This is a genomic window from Paenibacillus sp. FSL K6-1217 (genome assembly GCF_045040735.1).
Classification (GTDB): Bacteria; Bacillota; Bacilli; order Paenibacillales; family Paenibacillaceae; genus Paenibacillus_AQ.
The window spans coordinates 2,198,638-2,218,789 of the sequence record NZ_CP150271.1; the positions used below are offsets into that span (position 1 = coordinate 2,198,638).

A 20,152-nucleotide genomic window follows, 5' to 3' on the forward strand; every position below is an offset into this window, starting at 1 on the left:
TAGTCGTGACCCTAAATCACAGGAGGCGCTTCCGATGAGCAGCTTTGTCAAAGATGTAAATGAGATTGCCAAGAGAATTAATACACCCACGACCTTCTATAATGCCGAGACCTTAACCGTCTATTGGGAGACCTCTCCCGAGGTAATCCGCAGGATTCTGCCTGCCCCGCTTACGCCGGGTCCAAGACCGCTTGTGCACGCTTTTGTAGCCAACTATCCCCGCACCAGCTTCTGCGAGCCTTACCGGGAAGCCGCGGTCTTCGTCCTGGCAGCCTACAACGGACAACCGGGGACTTACTGTCTGTCGATGCCGATCAGCGATGATATCGCGATGGGTCTGGGGCGTGAGATTTACGGCTTCCCCAAGAAGATGGCCGACATCAGTCTGCAGAAGGAGGATCAGCATGTGGCAGGCAGCGTCTCGCGGAGGGGCACCGAATTCTTCCACGTTGAGGCTGCGCTTAGCGGTACCATGAATGCCGCAGACAGTGAGAGTATCATCTTCGCACATTACGGTAACGGCCTGCCTGTCTTCAACATGAAGTATTCCAAGTCTCCGGATGGCCGCGGCTTTGATCTGGGACCGCTGCTGATCCGGCAGACGGCTTCTATGGATATCAGCGTGCGCAGAGCGGCAGAAGTCGAGATTCACTTGCAGGACTCTCCGCATGACCCTTGGGCCGAGCTGGAAGTCGTCCGTATGCTGGGCGGCATGTACACCGTCAGCAATACCGTCCTTGAGCGCGGTGAGGTCCTAACAAAGGTCGATCCGGCCCAGTTCCTCCCCTATTCCAACCTTCGCTGGGATTGGTGGACCTGAAGGAGGGGTTCTTATGAGAAATCTATTGGATTTGAGCGGAAAAGCAGCGGTGGTGACGGGAGCAGCAGGGGGAATAGGCGCGGAATTGAGCCAAGCTCTGGCTGGGCAAGGGGCGGATGTGGCCCTGCTGGATATAAGCTTGGACAAGCTGGATGCGATAAGGGAGCAGATTGAAGCCCAAGGCCGCCGGGCGCTGCCGCTCCAATGTGACGTAACCTGCGGCAACGATATTACGTCAGCGGTAGCAAGCATTCTGGAGTCCTTCGGGCGGATCGATATCCTGGTGAATAACGCCGGGGTCGCCTCCGCAGGCTCTGTCGAGGAATTGGCGGAAGCCGAATGGGACCGGGTGATGGATACCAATGTGAAAAGTATTTATCTCATGTCCAAAGCGGTGATCCCGGCGATGAAAGAACGCCAGCAAGGCCGCATTATTAACCTTGCTTCCATCTGCGGTGTGAACGGCAGCAAGCTGGCCGCCCTTCATGCCTATAATGCCTCCAAAGGCGCTGTTGTGAATCTGACCCGCGGCATGGGCGCAACCCTCGCGCCTTTTGGAATTACGGTGAATGCGATCGGCCCCAGCCTGTTCCCAACCGGGATGACCCGCGCGCTTTATCAGGATCACTTTCTGGAGCAGTACAATACGCTATGCCCCATGGGCCGTCCCGGCAACCCCGATGAATTGAACGGCGCTGTCCTCTACTTCGCCTCGGATGCTTCCAGCTACACGACCGGCCAGACGCTGTATGTAGACGGGGGCTGGACAGCCGTCTGATCCTAGCATAAAGAGCTGTCTTCCGAGCCGTGGAATGGCTGGAGGACAGCTCTGGCTTTTGCAGAAAGGGACGTCTCTTATCCGAAGGGTGATTTAGAACAAATCCAATATCCCATCCAGCCGGTCAATCACATAATCATAACTGCCCACTTCGCCGAAGCCGTATCCCGCATATACAAAAGGAATCCCCGCGAACCCCGCCGCCTTCCTATCCCCTTCTGTATCGCCTACATAGACAGCACTCATCAGATGATTTCTGTCCATGACCAGCCTGATGTTCTCTCCCTTAGACAGTCCGGTTCTCCCCGGATTCTCGTAGTCTGTGAAATACTTCTGCAACCCGTGATACTCATAAAAAGCCTCAATGTACCCCGTCTGGCAGTTACTTACGATGAACAGCTTATATTTCGCTGACAGTGCCTGAAGCACCTCTTCCACCCGAGCGTACAACCTTCCGCCTTGCTGCGACAGAACAAGACACTCCATGTCACAACATTCATCCATAATCTTCTGCCGGGTATCCTCATCCGTATCAGGGAACAGCTTCCGGCCAACCTCCGGCACCGGCAGACCCATAATGCCTTGTAAATTTTCTATAGTTATTTCATGTGCCGCTCCCAGATAGCCCTTAATCACATGATTCCATCCGCCCACTACAGTCTCCGTCGGGTCCCATAACGTGCCATCCAGATCAAAAATAATACTGTCCACCATTTCGCATTCCCCTCACCTTCAGATCATAGTTGTTGTTCCTCAGGCCCCGCCCAGATCAAATGCACCATATTCAGCGAATAGCTCTCTGTTCTGCGGATCTGCATCCATCCCCGCCGTTCACTCCTCTTCTTAATACAGCCGCTTCTCATAGCTCTCCTCTATCCCGCGCCGCACTACTTCCTCCGTGAACTCTGCTGCATTCACATGAGCCGTGATGATGGCCGGAGCAGACGGGAGCAAGGCTTCAGCAGGCCAGGTGCCGGGGGTCCAGACCTGCGATCTTTTGAAGGCCTTGGCACAGTGCATATAGCATTCCTCCACCTTCACCCCAATCCCCAGCGCAGGCCGCTTGCCTCTGGCTCTCATCCGGTCCAGAATAGGCTCATCCTTAATGATATAGGCTTGCCCGTTAACCCGCAGGGTCTCTTCAAGTCCCGGGATCACAAAAATCAGACCGATATGCGGATTGGCCAGGATATTCAGCAAAGAGTCCAATCTGCGGTTCCCCGGCCGCTCAGGAATGACCAGATGCCCTTCATCCAGCACCAGCACCGAACCGGGCGCATCCCCGCGCGGAGAGACATCGCAAGACCCGTGTTCATCTGCTGTGGACAAGAATAACAAAGGGGACATCGCTATATAATCACGGCAGTGATGATCCAGCTGATGGATCGATTTACGCTTCACCACTTCACTCGGATAGCCCAGAAGCTCTCTCAGCTCATTTTCCGATGTCAGCATGTCATGAAAAGGTTTATTCATCCCGCACCCCGCTTCTACTTGATTCTATTTGCATATTAACTGCTGTACTCCGCCTAACGCCAGACCTTCATCCGTTCATCCAGAGTGGAAGTATGCAGCTCCAGCTGAATCCCATCCGGGTCCAGGAAATTCACCGACCAGCCGGTGCCCCGCTGAACGGGTCCTCTGACGATCTCAACGTGATGCTTCTGCAGGATGTCTACAGCATCATTGAAATCTTCCTCTGCGATATAAAAAGCTACGTGATCCATCCCGGCGAATTCGTCTAAAGGCTCCTTGGTAACCGTTCGCTCAAGTAGACAGACCCAAGCGCTGCCCCACTCCAGATAGGCATCGATCCGGCCGCGGTGTCTGACATTCATACCCAGAATGCCCTGATAGAACTCCAGAGATGCCTTAAGATCGCGTACCTTAAGTGTGATATGACTGAATCCGGTGACTTTCATACGATTAGCTCCTCCTATCGTCTATTACCTTGGTTACTTACATCCATCTAACAAACTTCTTATATACTACTTCGATCTGATGATGCTCTGCCCATTCCGTTAGCGCCCGTATCCCCTGATCCTCCTGCTCCGGGAAGCGAAAACAGTATTTATAACTAACCAGCAGATAGCCTTTGGGCTTAACTGCGATCACGGGCATGAAGTAGCCTTTGATGAAAATCCGCTTAATAGTAGAGGCTTCAATCTCTACATTCTTAATCTGCAGGGCATCCGGCCTGATCTCTATGTTGAACGCTCGGTTAAAGGTCAGTAAGCGAATGATCATTATTGCTGCAACGGCGGTTGCGATTCCAACGACGAGATAGACCAACAAATACTCCAGCGGAGTAGTTCGGTCAAAGCGAAGGAAATAGTATATCCAGAATACCATAAGGGCCAACACACTTATAGTCGCCGGCATTTCAGCAGGACGTTTGCCCTTGAACCCAATCATCTTCTCCATCCCTATCCCCCTTCTCATTTATCCTGAGAGCAACAAGCTTCTTCTATCATACAGGGAAATGCTGGAATGAGGAAGGGAGAGGGTTCTGACCACATATCCATATCAAGCATATTTTTAGCCACTTTTTTAATGAAATTTATTTATTAAAGTTTTTGACTATCCTGCGGCTACAAGATATTATGGATGGCATAAGGGCTGACAGAGATCAGGAGGATGAACCATGGATGTGTTTGCTGAGTATCTGGCGAAGATTGATGATCCGGTGCACCGGGCTACGGTGGAGGAAGTACTCGCCTGGGTGTTGCAGGAATTCCCGCAGCTTGAACCTAGAATCGCCTGGAACCAGCCGATGTTCACCGATCACGGAACGTACATTATCGGCTTCAGTGTAGCCAAAGGGCATATGGCCGTCGCCCCGGAAAAAGCGGGCATGGATCATTTCGCGGAGGTCCTGAAGCAAGGCGGCGTAGATCACACCAAGCTGCTGATCCGCATGAAATGGACGAATCCGGTGGATTACGGCCTGCTGAGACAGTTAATCGAGTTCAATATCGCCGACAAGGCGGACTGTACAAGCTTTTGGCGGGTATAGCTGAGGCTAAGTGCCTGCTCCCCAGGTACAGAAAAGGACATGCCATATAGCATGTCCTTCTTTTTTTATCACCAAATCACGCCACTGCTAATCTTGCGGTGATCTGACACATACGCTCTGAATTTATGCTCCTGTGCGGCATCCTCGAACGATTGCTTCGCAACGAACCAATACTCCTGCGGCCCGTGGAACAGCAGATAGTAGCTCTGGTTCTCCCATACCCGGGTGAAGGAGCCCCATGTCATCACGGAAGCATCCTTTTCCGGACTGAAATTGATCCCCTCTGCATCGAACAGATATTCAAATTCCTTATTGTACCTTGTATCTGCCGACAAAATCTTCGGTAAAAGCAAGGTTCGCATCACGATCGACATCCCCATGGTCAGAATCAGCGTGATCGAGATCCCGAGCAGAATAACCGATTGGTTCTGAGCATATAGAATCATGCACACCGCTATGAATACCGCTTGAACACCAATGGACAATATAGATTTCCAAGAATGAAAATATAGCGCCCGTGCTACCTTGGAAATATGCCGTCCATAATGAAAGCTGATTGTCTCCATCCTGCCACCCTCTATCTCTTCACTTCAATACTTATAGTAGTATAGCATCCCATTCCCGAAACCCATAGCGGAGATAATCCCGCCGCACTCACACTTCCCGTGTCTCTTCCGGATGATACAGAATTCGCTGGTAATCCCAATCCTTCGTATCCATATCGCCAAGATACATCCGTTCATGCTCCGGCACCAGCTCATACTTGATTCTAAGCTGCTCCCGGTAGTACTCACTCGGATTCTCCAGATAGGCGTAATAGGCAGCCCGGCACGCTTCATGCGCCGTTTGTTCGCCGTTAAGCTGCTTGTGGAGGTTGTGCAGCTCTTTGAGCTTCTCCTCTGCATCGGCAGAATACAGCGATTCGGATAACGTTACCTCGCCCAATTGCAGAATTTGCACCGGAGTAGAGGCATCAATGGCCGTGAAGAGCGTCCCATCCGCAAAAAGCCCGTCCAGCTCCTCCAGCCGATACTCGGCTTCCGCAGGCAGATTATATAAGACTACCCGGCCATCCTTATACACGACAGCAGCGGCTAAGTAATTCTGACCGCCGTACTTCATGAACAGGTGGATGCTTTTGCCCTCAACAGTCTGGTAAAAGGTCTCGCTGGATACATAGAACTCTGTAGCTGTCGGAGAATGGGCAATGCGGCGCGCTTCATTCCGCTCCTGCTCCCGGACCGAAATCTCATAGATATTCGTAAGCTCAGGGTTCAGCAAGCTAACCGTTTCCTGTATATGCCGGTAATAGCCTGCTGCATCGTATGTCCACTTCGCTGACTCCACGGTGTATGCTCCGAGTCCATGAATGGACAGCTGCTCCCCGGCGGGGACGGCCGGCGTTAACCAGCCCGAATTTATTTTGCCGGATAAGCCCTTAAGATCTGTAAGCTCCCAGCAATTGACCATGCCGTCTTCGTACACATCCACATTGATATAGAAATAACTTCCTCCGTTATGGATAATTCCGGGAATGGAAGTGCCTTCCACCGTCTTGGTTCTTCTAATGGCTCTCATGTGATCCTCCAATCTTATGGCTTGGCGGAAGGTTCAATGACAGGCTCCGGTCCCAGCTTCACCGCCAGTGTAGCAATCAGGGCAATCAGGAACCCGGTGGCACATGCGATCAGGAATCCGCCGAAGCCGTCCCCCAGATAAGCAGGCAGCGTAGCCAGCCCCGGAAAAGCGAACGAAATCGCAGACGAGCCGAACATCCCTACCATCCCGCCGCCAATCGAGCCTGCACAGCAGACAATAATCATCGGCTTACGCAGCGGCAGATTGACCCCGAACATGGCCGGCTCCGTCACACCGAACAAGGCCGATATCGATGCCGACAGGCTTAGGGTACGGAACTGCTTGTCTTTGGCTTTGATGAATACCGCGAGCGCGGCTCCCGCCTGGGCGAAGGCAGCAGGACCCATCAGCGCCAGGATCGTGTCAGAACCGCCCGTGCTGATGTTGTTGATTGCCAGCGGCACCAGACTCCAGTGCAGTCCGAAGATCACCATCGGCTGAATGATCGCCCCCAGTACCATTCCGGCGCCGACTGAACTGAAATTGTACACTGTACGGTACCCGTCTGCCAGGGCATCCCCGGCCAGCGCCCCCATCGGTCCGAATACCAGCAGTGTCACCGATGATACCACGATCACAGAGATCAGCGGAGTGAAGAAGCTGCGGATGACCTCCGGTAGTATTTTGACACAGAACCGCTCCACGTAGACCAGCAGGCCTACCGCCAGAATGATAGGAATCGCGCTCGCCGGATAATTCACCGGCTTAATGCTCATGCCCATAAACACAATAATTTCGTTGTTCTCGAACAGTGTAGTCAGACTGGGATATAACATAACCCCGCCTATAACAACCGCCGTAAAAGGATTGGCTCCGAATTTACGGGCTGCCGTAAACGCCAGCAGCAGCGGAAGGTAATGGAACAGGCTGTCTGCCATCGCATTCAGCACCGTATAGGTGCCTTCGGTCTTGCTGATGAGCTCCAGTGCAACCGCGCCTGCAAGAAGCCCTTTCATGATGCCTGCTGCGCTCAATATATTAACTATGGGAAGAAAAATTCCGGAAATGCCGTCGATGATCACATTGATCAGACTGCGTTTGGATGGCTTCACGACTGTTTCCTCATTCACTGCGTTCATATGATCCCCCTGCATCCTTACTCTGCGCTCATATAAATGACCCGTAAGAGTCACTTTTCACAAAGTTCCCCTCCTACGGGTCAAGCTCTACACCGGCGTTATTGCCGGTTCTTTAGAATACTTTGGTCGTCCATGACTCGCAGTTCCAGGTATCGGTCACGATATCACGGTAGAATTCAGGCTCATGCGAAATTAGCAGAATGCTGCCTTTATAGGCTTTGAGCGCACGCTGCAGCTCTTCCTTCGCATCGACGTCGAGATGGTTGGTCGGCTCATCGAGTACGAGCAGATTGCTCTCACGGTTAATCAGCTTGCAGAGACGCACCTTGGCTTTCTCGCCGCCGCTCAAGACAGCAATTTTACTCTCAATATGCTTGGTGGTCAGGCCGCACTTCGCCAGCGCTGCCCGAATCTCGAATTGGGAGTAGGACGGGAATTCGTTCCAGATCTCCTCAATACAGGTGTTGTAATTCGATTCCTTCATTTCCTGCTCGAAATACCCGATTTCCAGCAGATCGCCAAGTCTGGCTGTACCCGAAATCGGTTGAATCTGGCCGAGAATGCTGCGCAGCAGCGTGGTTTTACCGATACCGTTCGCACCGACGAGAGCGATCTTCTGCCCGCGTTCCATGCTCAGGTCCAGCGGACGCGACAAGGGGGAGTCATACCCGATCACCAGATCCTTGGTCTCAAAAATCACCTTGCCGGACGTCCGCCCCTGCTTGAAGTTGAACTGCGGCTTCGGCTTCTCCTTGGCGATCTCGATGACCTCCATCTTATCCAGCTTCTTCTGCCGGGACATCGCCATATTGCGGGTAGCGACGCTGGCCTTATTGCGGGCCACGAAGTCCTTCAGATCGGCAATCTCCTGCTGCTGGCGCTTGAATGCGGACTCCAGCTGCGATTTCTTCGCTTCGTACACCTGCTGGAAATACTCATAATCGCCCACATAACGCGACAGCGACTGATTCTCCATATGATAGATCAGGTTGATGACGCTGTTCAGGAACGGAATGTCATGCGAGATCAGAATGAAGGCATTCTCGTATTCCTGCAAGTAACGCTTCAGCCAGTTGATATGCTGTTCATCCAGATAGTTCGTAGGTTCATCGAGCAGCAGAATGTCAGGCTTCTCCAGCAGCAGCTTCGCCAGCAGCACCTTGGTCCGCTGACCGCCGCTGAGGTCGTTGACGTCCTTGTCCAGACCGATGTCGGTTAAGCCGAGTCCGCGTGCGGTTTCATCGATTTTGGCATCGATCATATAGAAATCCTGGCTGGTCAGCATGTCCTGAATCGTTCCGACATCCTCCAGCAGCTGCTCCAGCTCCTCAGGGGTCACATCCCCCATCTTCCCGTACATGTCGTTCATCTCTTGTTCCATATCGAACAGGTATTGGAAAGCTCCGCGCAGCACATCCCGGATGGATTGCCCCTGCTGAAGCACCGCATGCTGATCCAGATAACCGGCGCGCATCCGCTTCGCCCATTCCACTTTGCCTTCGTCCGGCTGCAGTTTACCGGTAATGATATTCATGAAGGTCGATTTACCTTCACCATTGGCCCCAATCAGACCGATATGCTCACCCTTCAGCAGACGGAAGGAGACATCGGTGAAGATGGCCCGGTCGCCGAAGCCGTGACTAAGCTTTTCTACATTTAATATGCTCATGAAGTTACACCTTTTCCTTTATTCTATATTCTCGTCATATTATAAAGGCTAACGCGCCACAACTCCAGAAGGTTTATCAAAAAAGCCTGCTTCATTTATATTTCACCTTAACATATCCAGGTAATTTGGCGGGAATTGATGCCGCTCCGGTCCCTTTAGGTGCTTGTAGTTGATTAGCTCGACTTGCGATGATGAGATTCTATACGTAAACAGATCCTCCCCCACACTGATATGCGGCCCCACTGTTGGATAGGCTCTCAGCGTAATCCGAAAGTCAAAGCTGCGGAAGCCGTTCAGCCGCTCTACCTGCTCTACTTGAACCAAATATGGATATAGCTGAGGGGCAGTGGTCAAAAGACTGAAATAGGCCGTCTTCAGCCGTTCATCCATATATGGCAGCAATTGCAGCACAAGCATGTCTTGCAGCTGCAGCTCCCTGGAATCCGCCTGTGGCTTCTGTAATTGTGATGGCGGTTCTGCTGCGGTATATGGAGCCGGTGCAATTCCGTCTGTTATAAGCGCGATAATTAGCAGTATGGTAATGACTCGTAGTATTCTTTTCACCAGATTCTCCCCTTGTTCAATAGGTATAGTATTAATTTGCCTAAAGGGGGAGGAAGTATGTGAGTTCATGTATTATATTAATTATAAGTGACAATGAACAACGGGAGGATAACCCAAGTAAGCGGAGGTAAGGATGGAAGAATTCAAGGGAATAGGGATCAGTACCGTTAAATACGCACTGCTGAATTTGGTTCTGGTCATAACAAACTTACTATTATATGCTTCAGGACCGGGTGGAGGCGGAACCGGGGACCGTGAGGAAGGGCTGATGTTCTATCAGATGTACTTCATCTGCCTGCTTGCGGGATTTGTCCTCTATGGAGTATGGTCCATTACAGCAGGCAGATATGAGAAAAAAACGAGAGGTCTAACTGCTATTCCTGTGTTATTATCCTCAGTTTGTATCACCAGTGTATTCATTTATGCTAACAGCAGATATAAGAATCTGTACGATGGCGAGTTTGTGAATGACGCAGGGTCCAAGGTTTTGGCACTCTACGCCGACACTTCCCTGTACCTGGTATCCTTCCTTCTACTGTTCTCCGTTAGCATCAGTGTGCTTGGAATTCTTAAACGGAACAAATTATCTATACTGGGGTTGCTGCTGAATCTATCGCTGCTAGTGCTCATAACCCTGGTGCAATTTGTATAAAACAATGCTCTCCATTCTCGTGTAAATCATGGCATGTTACGATGAAGCTATGATGATCCGGAGTCAAGGAGGTATGCAAATTGTATATGAAACAAGGAAACTTGGTCATACGGGATGCAACTATGGCCGATACAGAGCTGTTATGCAACTGGTGGAACGACGGAGAAGTCATGGCGCATGCCGGATTTCCTGAGGGCTTAGGAATCACTGAACAAGAGGTGTTAACTCGATTGCAGACCGGGACAGATTCTGAACGTAAAGGACGTCTGATTCTGGAAATCGATGGTACTCCTGCAGGAGAAATGAGCTACAGTGCCGTTTCAGAACATGTGGCGGAGATGGGTATCAAAATCTGTGATTCTAGCCAACAAAACAAAGGGATAGGCACACGCTGTTTAGGAATGCTGATCCGCTATTTGTTTGAAGCACAGGGGTTTCACAAGATCATACTGGATACAAATCTTAAGAACACCAGAGCACAGCATGTGTATGAGAAACTAGGCTTCCGGAAAATAGCGGTGCGAAAGAATGCCTGGGCAGATCAGCATGGTGAATTACAGACTTTTATAGACTATGAGCTAACCTTAGCAAAATGGACTCAAAGTCCCTGACCGTGACTGGCCACAATGTGTTCAGCTTTTCGCATGGGCAAAATTATCCTAACGGATGAATAAGCTTACCTTCGCGCGATCTGAATGTATGCTGTTTTTCACATACATTCAGATCGTGTACCTGCTTGTGAGTATAATGTATGCTGTTTTTCACATACATTCAGGCCGTGTGCCTGCTTGCGAGTATAATGTATGCTGTTTTTCACATACATTCAGGCCGTGTGCCTGCTTTTGAGCACAATGAATACTGTTTTTCACATACATTTGGTCCATATTCCGCTGTAACAGCCAAATGTTTTCGGTTTCAGGCATACCCTCACCTTCAGTCATATTCAGCATCTTAGTTACAGCAAAAAAAACGCCAACAGATGCATCCCTGCATTCGTTGACGTCTTACTGAACCAGATTTACGTCCGGCGCATATACGCACGCACGGTAATCGGAGCGAAGACCGCCACAATCACAGCGGCTCCGATCAGGGAGTAGACCAGATCACTGCCTACCGTTCCATGGTTGACCAGTTCACGGACAGCAGTGACCAGATGTGAGATCGGATTGATATTTACGAACCACTGAAGCCATTTCGGCATCGTATCCACCGGCACGAAGGCATTCGAGAGGAAGGTTAGCGGGAATAACACGATCATTGAAATCCCCTGTACACTGGAAGCCGTGCGGGCGATCACACCGAAGAAGGCGAAGATCCAGCTAATGGCCCAGGAGCAGCCGATGACCAGAACCGCCGCCAAGGCAACCCCGCCGATGCCGCCTTCCGGCCGCAAGCCCATGATGTAGCCCATGACGAAGGTGAGTACCGTAGCAATTGTGTAACGTATTGTATCTGCTAACAGTGCGCCTGCGAGAGGGGCAATCCGGGCAATCGGCAACGATTTGAAGCGGTCGAACACCCCTTTCTCCATGTCTTCCCGCAGTTGGACACCGGTGACGACAGAGGTAGTGATTACGGTCTGCACCAAGATTCCCGGAATAATTACCGGCAAATAACTTGCCACATCACCGGCAATCGCCCCGCCGAAGATATACGTGAACATCAAGGTGAAAATGATCGGCTGAAACGTGACGTCAAACAATTGCTCCGGTGTACGCCGGATCTTGAGCAGTCCTCTGTAGGCCATCGTTAAGGAATTACGTACCGCTTGGCCGAAGCTGGTAAGTTTTTTTAATTTACGCTCTACACCGGGCTTGATTAAAGTACTCATCCTAATGCTCCCTCCTTCTTCTGTGCGCTATCCGTGACAAGCCCCGCATCTTCCTTGACGCCATGACCGGTTAAGGTCAGGAATACTTCATCCAGCGTCGGCTTCTGCACACTCATCTCAAGCAGCGGTATGCCTGCCTCACGAAGGGCGATCAGCAGATCGGTTACCCGGTCCACGTTCCCCATCGGTGCGATAATTTTGGCTGCTTCTGCGGACAGGTTAGAGCGTACCTTAAGCACCTGCTCCACAATCTGCCGCGCCTTCAGTAACTGCTGCGGTTGGACCACCTTCAGGTGAAGCGAGGAGTTGCCAACCGAGCTCTTGAGTTCATCAACGGTTCCCTCTGCAACCACCTTACCGGTATCAATCACGGCAATCCGGTCCGCCAGTTGATCCGCTTCTTCAAGATATTGGGTCGTCAGCAGGACTGTTGATCCCGTCTTCACCAGCCTGCGGATCGTCTCCCACATCTGATTGCGCGTCCGGGGATCAAGCCCTGTTGTCGGCTCATCCAGGAAAATGAGCGGCGGCTGCGCAATTAGACTGGCCGCCAGATCCAGCCGCCGGCGCATCCCTCCGGAGAAATTCTTCAGCGGGCGCTTCGCCGCTTCCGTCAAGCCGAATTCCTCCAGCAGGTCAGAGGCTTTGCTGCGCGACTCCGCACGGCCCAGGCCATGCAGCCTGGAGAAGATCACCAGATTCTCCGTTGCGCTAAGCGATTCATCCACCGATGCATATTGACCCGTCACTCCGATTAACTGACGCACGATCTGCGGTTCTTTTGCCACATCATGTCCGAAGATACGCGCCGAACCTGCGTCAGGCCGAAGTAGGGTCGCCAGCATGCGAATTACGGTTGTCTTCCCGGCACCATTGGGACCCAGCACCCCATAGATCATTCCTGTGCCTACCTGGAGATCCACACCATCCACAGCCCGGTTGCTCCCGTAGATTTTGACCAATCCTTGCGCTTCAATGGCGTAGCTGCCGCCCTGCCCTGCTGATTGTGTCAGCTTCATGCTTTATTCCTCCTTGATTGCTGAATCTATAAGGATAGTAACCGACATATTTAAACTGAATTTAAACCTCCTCCTACTCTGTCCGGTTGCTGTTTCCCTATCCCATTAAACCAAAAATCCGATCCTTTGGGATCGGACTTGCGGAGTACGCTTGCAGTCGTACCTCTATATGCAGTTCTCATTATTCATAGCCGCCTTCAGCTTCGGGCAATGCCTGGTACTCTTCTTTACCGGCTACGATCTCCGCGATGAAGGTCCGTAGTTCCCGCAGTTGCTCAGCATCTTCCGTAAGCTCACAGTTCTCGCCGGACCAGGACTCATTCCGTGTGAATCCATTTACCGTGATCCTCCAGCTGTCTTCCTCATAAGGGACTACCGCGCAGCTCTGCTTAAGGGGCACAAGCTCCAGCTTCCCCATGATACGGATGTCTCTCATCCGCTCATAGATGCTGCGCATTTCATCTTCGGTCAGCGTAATATCCGCTGTGGCTGTTCCGTTTACGATCAGATCTTTGACCACTGTATTCTCGTAGGTGTTGATCTCATTCTTGGTGACCTCCCCATACCAGTACCGAACGAGAAAATCGAAATCCGCAGGCATCTCTTCAGGCATCTCTCCCAATAGCTCCGGCTGCTCAGGAACAGGTTGAGTATCCTTATTCGTGTTACAGCCAGCTAGGAGCAGTACGGCCAGCAGCAAGTAATATATAGGCCTCAGGCTGGTCACCTCCTCAATGTGTATTTTCAAAGGGCTATGTTAAATTCTAGCTGCAATGAAAGAATGAGCCTAATCCGACAGCGCCCGCATGATGTTGGATTTCGCCTCTGCCGCAATCGCTTCATTCCCGTCATCGACCGCTTGCATGAAGATCAGCATGGGGATGTATACCGCGATCAGCCGCGCCAGCAGCTTCGTTTCCTCGTCCGCTCCTCCGTACGTTTCGAAAAACACGCCGCGGGCGGAAGGTGGTAAAAAGCTATACGCAACGCTCAAATCGCAAGCCGGATGGCCTACGCTCAGATCGCCCCAATCAATGATGCCGGAGACGATCCCATTCTCATTCACAAGCATATTTTTGAAATGAAGATCGCCATGCAGCAGTACATTCACCGCCTCGACACGATCCTTTTGCAGACTGTTAATATACGCTTCGATCCTACCAGACTCCTCCGGCGACAAGTGTTCAGCCACCTTCGATAGAAAGCCCTCCAACTTCACTTTGCGAGATGCTATGTCCGTCAAGCTTCGATGATCTTGCTGAACTCCGCAGTTCAGCGCCGCCTGCACCGGAAACTCATGCAATCTCCGCAAAAATTTCGCCAGCGTCTCTGCCGATAAAGCCCGGCGTTCTTCCGTCAAACCGATGGGGAAATCTCCTGGCACGTGGGCATAGCCAAGAAATGGCGCCGGATATTCGTCACTTGCTTCGCCATAAAACAACGGTTTCGGATAAGGGATGGTCAAATAGGCCTCCAGCTTCGGCAGCAGCTTCCCTTCCATACGAATCGCGCCAACGGCAAATGTCCTTCTTGGAAACCGGAACACGTACTCGTCACCGGTGAGAAAAACCGTATTGTCCCAGCCCCACCCTAGTCGCTTCACTTGCTTCAATGACAGCTCTGGGAATTGTCTGCCAATAAGCGTCCGCGCCTGCTCTTCGTTAACCTCCCACTCCGCATCCCATACATTCGTTCCTCCCATGAATTGTCTGCCTCCTCGTTCCTTAGTTACTATAGTTGTAAGTGGCTAAATACTTCGCAATGACTTCCTTACTCTCATGCCACCACAGAATAGGGACATCGCCTACCTTCACCAGACCTAACTTAGCGGCCAGCTGATTGGAGCCAGTATTGCCGGTATCACAATCCCAATACGTTGTTAGCTGCCGCTGACGGCCAAGTTCTATGAATTCTTGACACAGTCTGAACGCCAACCCTTGATTCCGGTAATCCTTGTGCGTGATGATATCCGGTTCAATATAGCCGCCACCTACATAAAAAGTGTTACAAGCGCTTACAAATCCGCCCTCATTCAAATAACAATAACCAAAGGCCCTGTCCAGATAGGTCTCAGCTGAAGTCCACAGTAACCGGTAACTATCGTCCATCTCCCGAATGTACCGTTCAAACAATTGTCCATCTATTCTAGTTAAATTCAATTCTTCAGAATCCTCTAGAATGTCGGCAGGAGCTTTAGCGTTACTGTTCATCTTATAATGTGTTCTACTGAGCTCTACTGTGTTGTCTTTCAACGGTTCTTTCAGCAGCGCAAGCCATGGACTGGAGGAGAAGTACAAATCATAGAAATTCGCGTGATTGGCCGGATTGGCTAAGAAATCAAGCAGGCTTCGATTGAACAACTCATCATCTTCCTGCCCGAACAGATAATATTTTCCGCCTCGGCTTGTGACAATCCCGGCAGTCGGCTGATCTAACTTATTCACAAATATTCTGCCTGGCTGATTAAGATCTAGAACCCCATGAACAAATACAAAGATGAATTCTCCTTCTCTATGCGCTAGAAGATGCTTGATTCTACTATACTCACTAGACTGTAATTCAATCATTCTAATCCTTCCTCTCAGCTAATTACCTGTTATGTATATCTGCCCTCCTGCCCTTCTCCTGGCAAAAAAGCCGGGGCCACAGTCCCCTGTGTCCGCCAGCCTAGTATATCATGCTTACCGCCAATTCTTCACTTCTACCCACGCGGCACCGGGTCCGCTCCGTTCAAACGCTGTACCCACAGCTCCCTTAAAAGGCTCCAGCAGGCTCGGGTCCCGGTCTATCAGATCATACACATTCATGATGGCCGTATTCTTCGGGTCGCTCAGATAAGCGTTATCTTCTTCTCCGGTGAACAGCCGCCAGCCGCTGTCCTCCTCACGGGTGGTAGCCTCCCGGTACATCCAGCGCACACCGCTGCCTGGCGTCAGGCATTGCCTGGTGACCATAGCCGCCTTCTCTCCGGCTTCAACCCAGGCGGGGTCCCCTTTTCGAAGGATCGTCTGAGCAATATGTCTTGGCTCGAATTGCACCGAATCTCCCACCTGCAACGACTGGATAACCCCGGGAACATTAGTCAAAAGGCCGGTGTACCGTCCGGTAACCGGATCTTGCCCGGTAATCTCCACCCACATCCGTTCAGCCCGCGGCTGCCCTTCGGCCGGGTTCGTCAGCATGAAATGCAGCCGCACCATTCTCCCCGTGCCCTGTGACTCCCGCTCCTGTCTGGAGGGAATAAAAAACGATTCCGGATGCAACCGGCTCGTCTCTTCCACATCTTCCAAAGTCCATTCCATGAAGTACGCCTCCTAGTCAGTTATACTAGACTACCATTACCCGATTGTAGGAGGCACTATTCATTCTGATAGGAAGACCCATCCGCTCCGGTTGGATACGTGCACCATTAAGGTCGCTTAACTTCCCGCACCGGAATCCAGATTTCACTTTTAAATGTTGGCGAGCCGGTATCCTTGCTTTCATTCCACAGAAGCTCCGGTCCTTCGACCTGCTCGTAATTGGAAGAAGGGAACCATTCGGAGTAGATCCGGCCCCAGATATTCTGAAGTGTGTCCGGAAATGGCCCCACTGCTTCGAACACAGCCCACGTAGACATAGAAACCTCAAGCTTGGCGTAGGATGGCGGAGCTTCCAGAGTGGTGGCAACACCAATATAATGATCCAGCTCCCCGCGTTCCTCCATCCGTCCTTCCGAGAAATTCACCGATGCGCTGATCATTCCCGCCGGAATGATATTCGACAGCCCCTTCAGCTCATCGATCATCTCCATATTCAGACTCTGCCACATGGCGGCGATCTCCGGGTTCACACCACTGAACTGGATAGCTACCCGTTTCTTGAGTCCAACGATCCGAAAGGCCTCTTTCTCTTCAATGCGGTAATTCATTTCACTGCCTCCTCTAATGGTTAACTGAAAAGTCATTCGAGGAAAGGCCTTCAGAGGGGTCCCTGCTATTCTTGCTTCTGAAGGCGTTACGCCATGAACCTGATAAAAGGCCTTCGTGAACGCATCCGGCGAAGTATAGCCATATTCCAGGGCAACATCGATAATCCGGTGCTGGCTCCCCTGCAGCTTGAAGGCAGCCAGCGTAAGACGTCTGCGGCGGATGTATTCAGAGAGCGGGATACCGGCCAGGAAGGAGAACATCCGTGTAAAATGATACTCCGAGCATAACGCGAAGCCCGCAGCCACTTTTACATCAATCTCGTCGTCCAGGTGCTCTTCAATGTAGAAGAGTGCAGCATTCATATCTTCCAGCAGGTTCATCGTGCACCTCCCTTTCCTCACCATCAGATTAACAGCTATGCCGGGGCAGCATCCGACAGTTCCTGCACCATATTAACGGGTACCAGCATGACCGGAAGAATTCAGCAGGACGAGCCCCCCGATGATAATGAGCAGACTAATGCCCGTAAGCAGGTTGAACGGATCATTCCAGATCAGGATGCCGATCAGCGCCGTGAGCGCCGTCCCCACGCCGGACCAAATGGCATAGGCCAGGCTTAGGGGAATGGTCCGCAGGCTAATCGATAAACAGTAAAAAGCCATTCCCATTCCAAGCACTACACCGATAGACGGCAGCACACTGCTGAACCCGTCCGAGAGCTTGAGCATGGTTGTGCCGAAGATTTCCGAAATAATAGCGATGCTAAGAGCATAGTACCCTCTCATCCCTACACCCCCGTAGACAGCTTCAGCAGAACCACGCCGCCGATGATGAGGATTAATCCTGCCACTTTTTTGATATTCAATTTTTCTTTATAGACCAAGACGCCAACCAGGGCGGTTAATGCCGTTCCCACGCCGGACCAGATGGCATAAGCTGTCCCAAGGGGGATCTCCTTCAGCGCGAGGGACAGATTGAAGAACGCCAGCCCCATGCCTACAACCACCGCAATCGAGGGAAGCAGCTTCTTGAACCCGTTAGAAGCCTTAAGCATGGAGCTGCCGAAGACTTCACTTACAATAGCTAATGATAATAACACATAAGAATTCAAGGGGGTTGCCTCCTAATCAATCATTTCTAATAATTTACAGATAACCTTGCCGCGTATTTCATCACCAATCTCGCCGATTCCGAACACCTCAGACAACCACAGGCCGTCCACTGCCAGCCGGACAATCGACGCCATCACGGGATCAACACCATCATTCTCTATGTGCTGTTGCCAGACAGAGTACTGTTCTCTTAGTTCATCCAGCAGAACCCCGTTTGTAAAAAGCGCTGCGTTAAGCGCAACATTCATGTCCTGCCCATCCTTCTCAGCATCTACGGTAGACTGTAAGTAGGCCCGGGTCCATTTCCCTTGAATCCGTGTATCCTGGGCCGCTCTCTTCTGAACATCGGCGGTGAAATCACGCGTTATGCCCGAGACCATGCTTTGGATCAATGCGTCCTTATTCGGAAAATGGTGCAGCAGACCGCCCTTGCTTACCCCAGCTTCGGCGGCGACTGCTTCAAGCGTGAGCTTCTCAATCCCGTTCTGCTTCACAACTGTAGAAGCTGCAGCCAGGATCAGGCTGCGTTTTGAATTACTGTTCACCTGTCTCACCTCTAAATTAACTATACCGTCCAGACGGTTTTTTTGTCAAATTCTTTATAGCAAAAACGCCCATCAGCTGATGAGCGTCCCGTATCTTCATATAGAAGGTGTCTGCCACAGTAGCTATGACCCTGATAACAGCCCTCGGATATAGCCGCTTAGTTCCTGTGCAGTCTGCTGATGGGCAAGTAGCCCCGGATGGGTCCGCGCGCCTGCTGTCTCGCTGGTCGTATTCGGCAGCTGGAACACCGACACATTCTTGTCGCCCGTAGACCTCGTATATTCGTCCACCGCACGGTATATCGTTGGCATCAGAGAGAGGCCCAGCATGCCATACACCCAGAGAAGATGCGCTTCGGGATTATAGCTTCTCAGCTTCATCAGGAACTTCGTGACCGCGGCCTGGAAGGCAGCCAGGTCCTCCTCATGATAGCTTCCGTCTTCATGGAGCCGCTGCTTGTAGATGCGCCCGGTGTCCTCATCCAGCCATTCCGGGGAGTTGAACGCACCGTCATCATTGGTGCCCAGATTGACTACCACCACATCCGGCTGCCAGGCAGCAAAATCATTCACCTGATGTGCCCCAAGCGCCTCATTACGGGGACCTGTCAGCAGACCGCAGACCTGCTCGTAGATATCAGGAATGTTCCCCTTGGGATTATTGTCCCAGCTGGAGAGCACGCCCCATCCGCTCTGTGAGATCACCCGGAAATCGGCCTCAACGGCCTCGGCAGTCATTGCTGTATAGTTATGAACGCCGCTGAACCAGGCAGGAATCCAATCCTCTTCGGTCTTGGCCCCGATGACACCTTCCCCTGAGGTGATGCTGTCACCGATGAACTCCAGCCGGTACGGCTTGTCTTCAACAGGCAGGAACCCGCCGTCTGTGCGGACCGCATGGAACTGGAGATAGGCGCCGGGGTCGCCGCTCATCGCCTGGACTTCTTTTACAATCCGGATATTCTTCACGCGCTCAGGGTTCATGCCTCTGAATACGCAGACCCAGTGCCTTCCGGCATTCACCATCTGTCTGCTGACGGGAACGGAGTTGATCAGCACACTGATCCAGGACTCGTGATGATCGTAGCCGGACTCCACTTCAAGCCACAGCTCGGAGGCCCGGAGGTTCACTTCTATCGCACTGCCCGTCCAGAATAACGTCAGCGGGTTAAGCTCCCCGGTCGTTCTGCCGTGAATCTTCAGATGCTCTATCTCTGTCAAAGGTTGTACCTGTAACTGCAAATGAGAATTGCTGCTCATTCTAATCCCTCCTGTCTGCTGGCGATGGTGAAGCTGCGGACCTTCATCCACTTCCCGCCCACCCATTCGTCAATGGTACCCTTGCGCGTTCTAACACAGAACTTATGCGAGGTACCGCGGTCAAAGCCCGTGGCTTCATATAACAGGTCCTCGCCCTGCTGTCCCTTGAAATATACCTGCTTCAGGCCGAGTCTGTTCAATAGTTCCTGCTTCACACTGTCTGTATATTGGCGCGAGAATTCTTTTGTCATCATTGTT

26 protein-coding genes are annotated in these 20,152 nt (G+C 51.6%); 5 read left to right on the forward strand and 21 right to left on the reverse strand.

The features are described 5' to 3' along the window. Window positions 1–34 precede the first annotated feature (34 nt). Together MHH28_RS09825 and MHH28_RS09830 are read left to right on the forward strand one after the other, a co-directional pair. Window positions 35–820: an acetoacetate decarboxylase family protein gene (locus MHH28_RS09825; RefSeq protein WP_405114364.1), complete on the forward strand. Its 786-nt coding sequence runs from the start codon at window positions 35–37 to the stop codon at window positions 818–820. A gap of 13 nt (window positions 821–833) precedes the next feature. After that, entirely contained in the window at window positions 834–1,598 is a 765-nt protein-coding gene (locus MHH28_RS09830; protein WP_405114366.1) for an SDR family NAD(P)-dependent oxidoreductase, read from the forward strand. A gap of 93 nt (window positions 1,599–1,691) precedes the next feature. On the opposite strand, the gene MHH28_RS09835 is transcribed toward MHH28_RS09830, so the two are convergent. The 4 genes from MHH28_RS09835 to MHH28_RS09850 all read right to left on the reverse strand — a co-directional run bounded on the left by MHH28_RS09835 (window position 1,692) and on the right by MHH28_RS09850 (window position 4,022). Further along, a complete protein-coding gene (locus MHH28_RS09835; protein ID WP_405114368.1) occupies window positions 1,692–2,312 on the reverse strand; it encodes an HAD family hydrolase in 621 nt (206 codons plus the stop codon). A gap of 129 nt (window positions 2,313–2,441) precedes the next feature. Next, window positions 2,442–3,053, reverse strand: coding sequence for a pyridoxamine 5'-phosphate oxidase family protein (locus MHH28_RS09840; protein ID WP_405114370.1), 612 nt, complete (start codon window positions 3,051–3,053; stop codon window positions 2,442–2,444). A gap of 74 nt (window positions 3,054–3,127) precedes the next feature. Then, window positions 3,128–3,520 (reverse strand): VOC family protein, encoded by a 393-nt coding sequence (locus MHH28_RS09845; RefSeq protein ID WP_340939924.1) that lies wholly within the window; start codon window positions 3,518–3,520, stop codon window positions 3,128–3,130. Between the two features lie 37 nt (window positions 3,521–3,557). Continuing rightward, complete coding sequence (locus tag MHH28_RS09850) at window positions 3,558–4,022, reverse strand: hypothetical protein (RefSeq protein WP_405114372.1); 465 nt, start codon at window positions 4,020–4,022, stop codon at window positions 3,558–3,560. A 220-nt stretch (window positions 4,023–4,242) separates the two neighbouring features. Between MHH28_RS09850 and MHH28_RS09855 the strand changes: the two genes are divergently transcribed. Further along, a complete protein-coding gene (locus tag MHH28_RS09855; RefSeq protein WP_405114374.1) occupies window positions 4,243–4,614 on the forward strand; it encodes an iron chaperone in 372 nt (123 codons plus the stop codon). 68 nt (window positions 4,615–4,682) lie between these two features. Here the strand turns inward: MHH28_RS09855 and MHH28_RS09860 are convergent, their stop codons facing one another. The 5 genes from MHH28_RS09860 to MHH28_RS09880 all read right to left on the reverse strand — a co-directional run bounded on the left by MHH28_RS09860 (window position 4,683) and on the right by MHH28_RS09880 (window position 9,564). Next, window positions 4,683–5,180, reverse strand: coding sequence for a YcxB family protein (locus MHH28_RS09860; RefSeq protein WP_405114376.1), 498 nt, complete (start codon window positions 5,178–5,180; stop codon window positions 4,683–4,685). 88 nt (window positions 5,181–5,268) lie between these two features. After that, the gene (locus tag MHH28_RS09865) at window positions 5,269–6,192 is read right to left on the reverse strand and encodes a hypothetical protein (protein ID WP_405114378.1); all 924 of its coding nucleotides are present in this window, start codon (window positions 6,190–6,192) and stop codon (window positions 5,269–5,271) included. A gap of 14 nt (window positions 6,193–6,206) precedes the next feature. Then, window positions 6,207–7,331, reverse strand: coding sequence for a PTS transporter subunit EIIC (locus tag MHH28_RS09870; protein WP_405114380.1), 1,125 nt, complete (start codon window positions 7,329–7,331; stop codon window positions 6,207–6,209). 112 nt (window positions 7,332–7,443) lie between these two features. Beyond that, the gene (locus MHH28_RS09875; protein ID WP_341147865.1) at window positions 7,444–9,000 is read right to left on the reverse strand and encodes an ABC-F family ATP-binding cassette domain-containing protein; all 1,557 of its coding nucleotides are present in this window, start codon (window positions 8,998–9,000) and stop codon (window positions 7,444–7,446) included. A gap of 102 nt (window positions 9,001–9,102) precedes the next feature. Beyond that, window positions 9,103–9,564 (reverse strand): DUF3888 domain-containing protein, encoded by a 462-nt coding sequence (locus MHH28_RS09880; RefSeq protein ID WP_405114382.1) that lies wholly within the window; start codon window positions 9,562–9,564, stop codon window positions 9,103–9,105. 133 nt (window positions 9,565–9,697) lie between these two features. On the opposite strand from MHH28_RS09880, the gene MHH28_RS09885 reads away from it, so the two are divergent. Beyond that, the gene (locus tag MHH28_RS09885) at window positions 9,698–10,216 is read left to right on the forward strand and encodes a hypothetical protein (protein WP_405114384.1); all 519 of its coding nucleotides are present in this window, start codon (window positions 9,698–9,700) and stop codon (window positions 10,214–10,216) included. 86 nt (window positions 10,217–10,302) lie between these two features. Beyond that, window positions 10,303–10,827, forward strand: a complete 525-nt coding sequence (locus MHH28_RS09890; protein ID WP_405116978.1) for a GNAT family N-acetyltransferase — start codon at window positions 10,303–10,305, stop codon at window positions 10,825–10,827. A 407-nt stretch (window positions 10,828–11,234) separates the two neighbouring features. On the opposite strand, the gene MHH28_RS09895 is transcribed toward MHH28_RS09890, so the two are convergent. From MHH28_RS09895 to MHH28_RS09950, 12 genes are all read right to left on the reverse strand, one after another. Beyond that, window positions 11,235–12,047 carry an ABC transporter permease gene (locus tag MHH28_RS09895; protein WP_405114386.1) on the reverse strand — a complete coding sequence of 271 codons (813 nt, stop codon included), beginning with the start codon at window positions 12,045–12,047 and terminating at the stop codon, window positions 11,235–11,237. Next, on the reverse strand, window positions 12,044–13,066 hold the full coding sequence (locus tag MHH28_RS09900) for an ATP-binding cassette domain-containing protein (RefSeq protein ID WP_405114388.1): 1,023 nt from the start codon (window positions 13,064–13,066) through the stop codon (window positions 12,044–12,046). Before MHH28_RS09900 ends, MHH28_RS09895 begins: the two co-directional genes overlap by 4 nt. 181 nt (window positions 13,067–13,247) lie before the next feature. Continuing rightward, window positions 13,248–13,679, reverse strand: a complete 432-nt coding sequence (locus MHH28_RS09905; RefSeq protein ID WP_405116980.1) for a hypothetical protein — start codon at window positions 13,677–13,679, stop codon at window positions 13,248–13,250. Window positions 13,680–13,853: 174 nt separating this feature from the next. Then, window positions 13,854–14,768, reverse strand: a complete 915-nt coding sequence (locus MHH28_RS09910; RefSeq protein ID WP_405114390.1) for a phosphotransferase — start codon at window positions 14,766–14,768, stop codon at window positions 13,854–13,856. A 22-nt stretch (window positions 14,769–14,790) separates the two neighbouring features. Continuing rightward, window positions 14,791–15,633 (reverse strand): GNAT family N-acetyltransferase, encoded by an 843-nt coding sequence (locus MHH28_RS09915; RefSeq protein ID WP_405114392.1) that lies wholly within the window; start codon window positions 15,631–15,633, stop codon window positions 14,791–14,793. A gap of 114 nt (window positions 15,634–15,747) precedes the next feature. Continuing rightward, complete coding sequence (locus MHH28_RS09920; protein ID WP_405114394.1) at window positions 15,748–16,368, reverse strand: DUF2185 domain-containing protein; 621 nt, start codon at window positions 16,366–16,368, stop codon at window positions 15,748–15,750. Window positions 16,369–16,475: 107 nt separating this feature from the next. Then, window positions 16,476–17,357 carry a GyrI-like domain-containing protein gene (locus tag MHH28_RS09925; protein ID WP_405114396.1) on the reverse strand — a complete coding sequence of 294 codons (882 nt, stop codon included), beginning with the start codon at window positions 17,355–17,357 and terminating at the stop codon, window positions 16,476–16,478. Window positions 17,358–17,429: 72 nt separating this feature from the next. Then, on the reverse strand, window positions 17,430–17,762 hold the full coding sequence (locus MHH28_RS09930; RefSeq protein ID WP_405114398.1) for a DMT family transporter: 333 nt from the start codon (window positions 17,760–17,762) through the stop codon (window positions 17,430–17,432). 2 nt (window positions 17,763–17,764) lie between these two features. After that, entirely contained in the window at window positions 17,765–18,088 is a 324-nt protein-coding gene (locus MHH28_RS09935; RefSeq protein ID WP_405114400.1) for a DMT family transporter, read from the reverse strand. A 12-nt stretch (window positions 18,089–18,100) separates the two neighbouring features. Next, complete coding sequence (locus MHH28_RS09940) at window positions 18,101–18,634, reverse strand: TetR/AcrR family transcriptional regulator (protein WP_405114402.1); 534 nt, start codon at window positions 18,632–18,634, stop codon at window positions 18,101–18,103. 123 nt (window positions 18,635–18,757) lie between these two features. Beyond that, window positions 18,758–19,894, reverse strand: coding sequence for an SGNH/GDSL hydrolase family protein (locus MHH28_RS09945; RefSeq protein WP_405114404.1), 1,137 nt, complete (start codon window positions 19,892–19,894; stop codon window positions 18,758–18,760). Continuing rightward, window positions 19,891–20,148, reverse strand: a complete 258-nt coding sequence (locus MHH28_RS09950) for a hypothetical protein (RefSeq protein ID WP_405114407.1) — start codon at window positions 20,146–20,148, stop codon at window positions 19,891–19,893. The genes MHH28_RS09945 and MHH28_RS09950 overlap by 4 nt, the downstream gene beginning before the upstream one ends. Between the last annotated feature and the right edge of the window lie 4 nt (window positions 20,149–20,152).

Excerpts from the sequence above, each read along its gene's own strand:
- MHH28_RS09825 (WP_405114364.1), top strand. The coding sequence starts at position 35 with ATGAGCAGCTTTGTCAAAGATGTAAATGAGATTGCCAAGAGAATTAAT.
- MHH28_RS09830 (WP_405114366.1), top strand. The coding sequence starts at position 834 with ATGAGAAATCTATTGGATTTGAGCGGAAAAGCAGCGGTGGTGACGGGA.
- MHH28_RS09835 (WP_405114368.1), bottom strand. The coding sequence starts at position 2,312 with ATGGTGGACAGTATTATTTTTGATCTGGATGGCACGTTATGGGACCCG.
- MHH28_RS09840 (WP_405114370.1), bottom strand. The coding sequence starts at position 3,053 with ATGCTGACATCGGAAAATGAGCTGAGAGAGCTTCTGGGCTATCCGAGT.
- MHH28_RS09845 (WP_340939924.1), bottom strand. The coding sequence starts at position 3,520 with ATGAAAGTCACCGGATTCAGTCATATCACACTTAAGGTACGCGATCTT.
- MHH28_RS09850 (WP_405114372.1), bottom strand. The coding sequence starts at position 4,022 with ATGGAGAAGATGATTGGGTTCAAGGGCAAACGTCCTGCTGAAATGCCG.
- MHH28_RS09855 (WP_405114374.1), top strand. The coding sequence starts at position 4,243 with ATGGATGTGTTTGCTGAGTATCTGGCGAAGATTGATGATCCGGTGCAC.
- MHH28_RS09860 (WP_405114376.1), bottom strand. The coding sequence starts at position 5,180 with ATGGAGACAATCAGCTTTCATTATGGACGGCATATTTCCAAGGTAGCA.
- MHH28_RS09865 (WP_405114378.1), bottom strand. The coding sequence starts at position 6,192 with ATGAGAGCCATTAGAAGAACCAAGACGGTGGAAGGCACTTCCATTCCC.
- MHH28_RS09870 (WP_405114380.1), bottom strand. The coding sequence starts at position 7,331 with ATGAACGCAGTGAATGAGGAAACAGTCGTGAAGCCATCCAAACGCAGT.
- MHH28_RS09875 (WP_341147865.1), bottom strand. The coding sequence starts at position 9,000 with ATGAGCATATTAAATGTAGAAAAGCTTAGTCACGGCTTCGGCGACCGG.
- MHH28_RS09885 (WP_405114384.1), top strand. The coding sequence starts at position 9,698 with ATGGAAGAATTCAAGGGAATAGGGATCAGTACCGTTAAATACGCACTG.
- MHH28_RS09890 (WP_405116978.1), top strand. The coding sequence starts at position 10,303 with ATGAAACAAGGAAACTTGGTCATACGGGATGCAACTATGGCCGATACA.
- MHH28_RS09895 (WP_405114386.1), bottom strand. The coding sequence starts at position 12,047 with ATGAGTACTTTAATCAAGCCCGGTGTAGAGCGTAAATTAAAAAAACTT.
- MHH28_RS09900 (WP_405114388.1), bottom strand. The coding sequence starts at position 13,066 with ATGAAGCTGACACAATCAGCAGGGCAGGGCGGCAGCTACGCCATTGAA.
- MHH28_RS09905 (WP_405116980.1), bottom strand. The coding sequence starts at position 13,679 with ATGCCTGAAGAGATGCCTGCGGATTTCGATTTTCTCGTTCGGTACTGG.
- MHH28_RS09910 (WP_405114390.1), bottom strand. The coding sequence starts at position 14,768 with ATGGGAGGAACGAATGTATGGGATGCGGAGTGGGAGGTTAACGAAGAG.
- MHH28_RS09915 (WP_405114392.1), bottom strand. The coding sequence starts at position 15,633 with ATGATTGAATTACAGTCTAGTGAGTATAGTAGAATCAAGCATCTTCTA.
- MHH28_RS09920 (WP_405114394.1), bottom strand. The coding sequence starts at position 16,368 with ATGGAATGGACTTTGGAAGATGTGGAAGAGACGAGCCGGTTGCATCCG.
- MHH28_RS09925 (WP_405114396.1), bottom strand. The coding sequence starts at position 17,357 with ATGAACCTGCTGGAAGATATGAATGCTGCACTCTTCTACATTGAAGAG.
- MHH28_RS09930 (WP_405114398.1), bottom strand. The coding sequence starts at position 17,762 with ATGAGAGGGTACTATGCTCTTAGCATCGCTATTATTTCGGAAATCTTC.
- MHH28_RS09945 (WP_405114404.1), bottom strand. The coding sequence starts at position 19,894 with ATGAGCAGCAATTCTCATTTGCAGTTACAGGTACAACCTTTGACAGAG.
- MHH28_RS09950 (WP_405114407.1), bottom strand. The coding sequence starts at position 20,148 with ATGATGACAAAAGAATTCTCGCGCCAATATACAGACAGTGTGAAGCAG.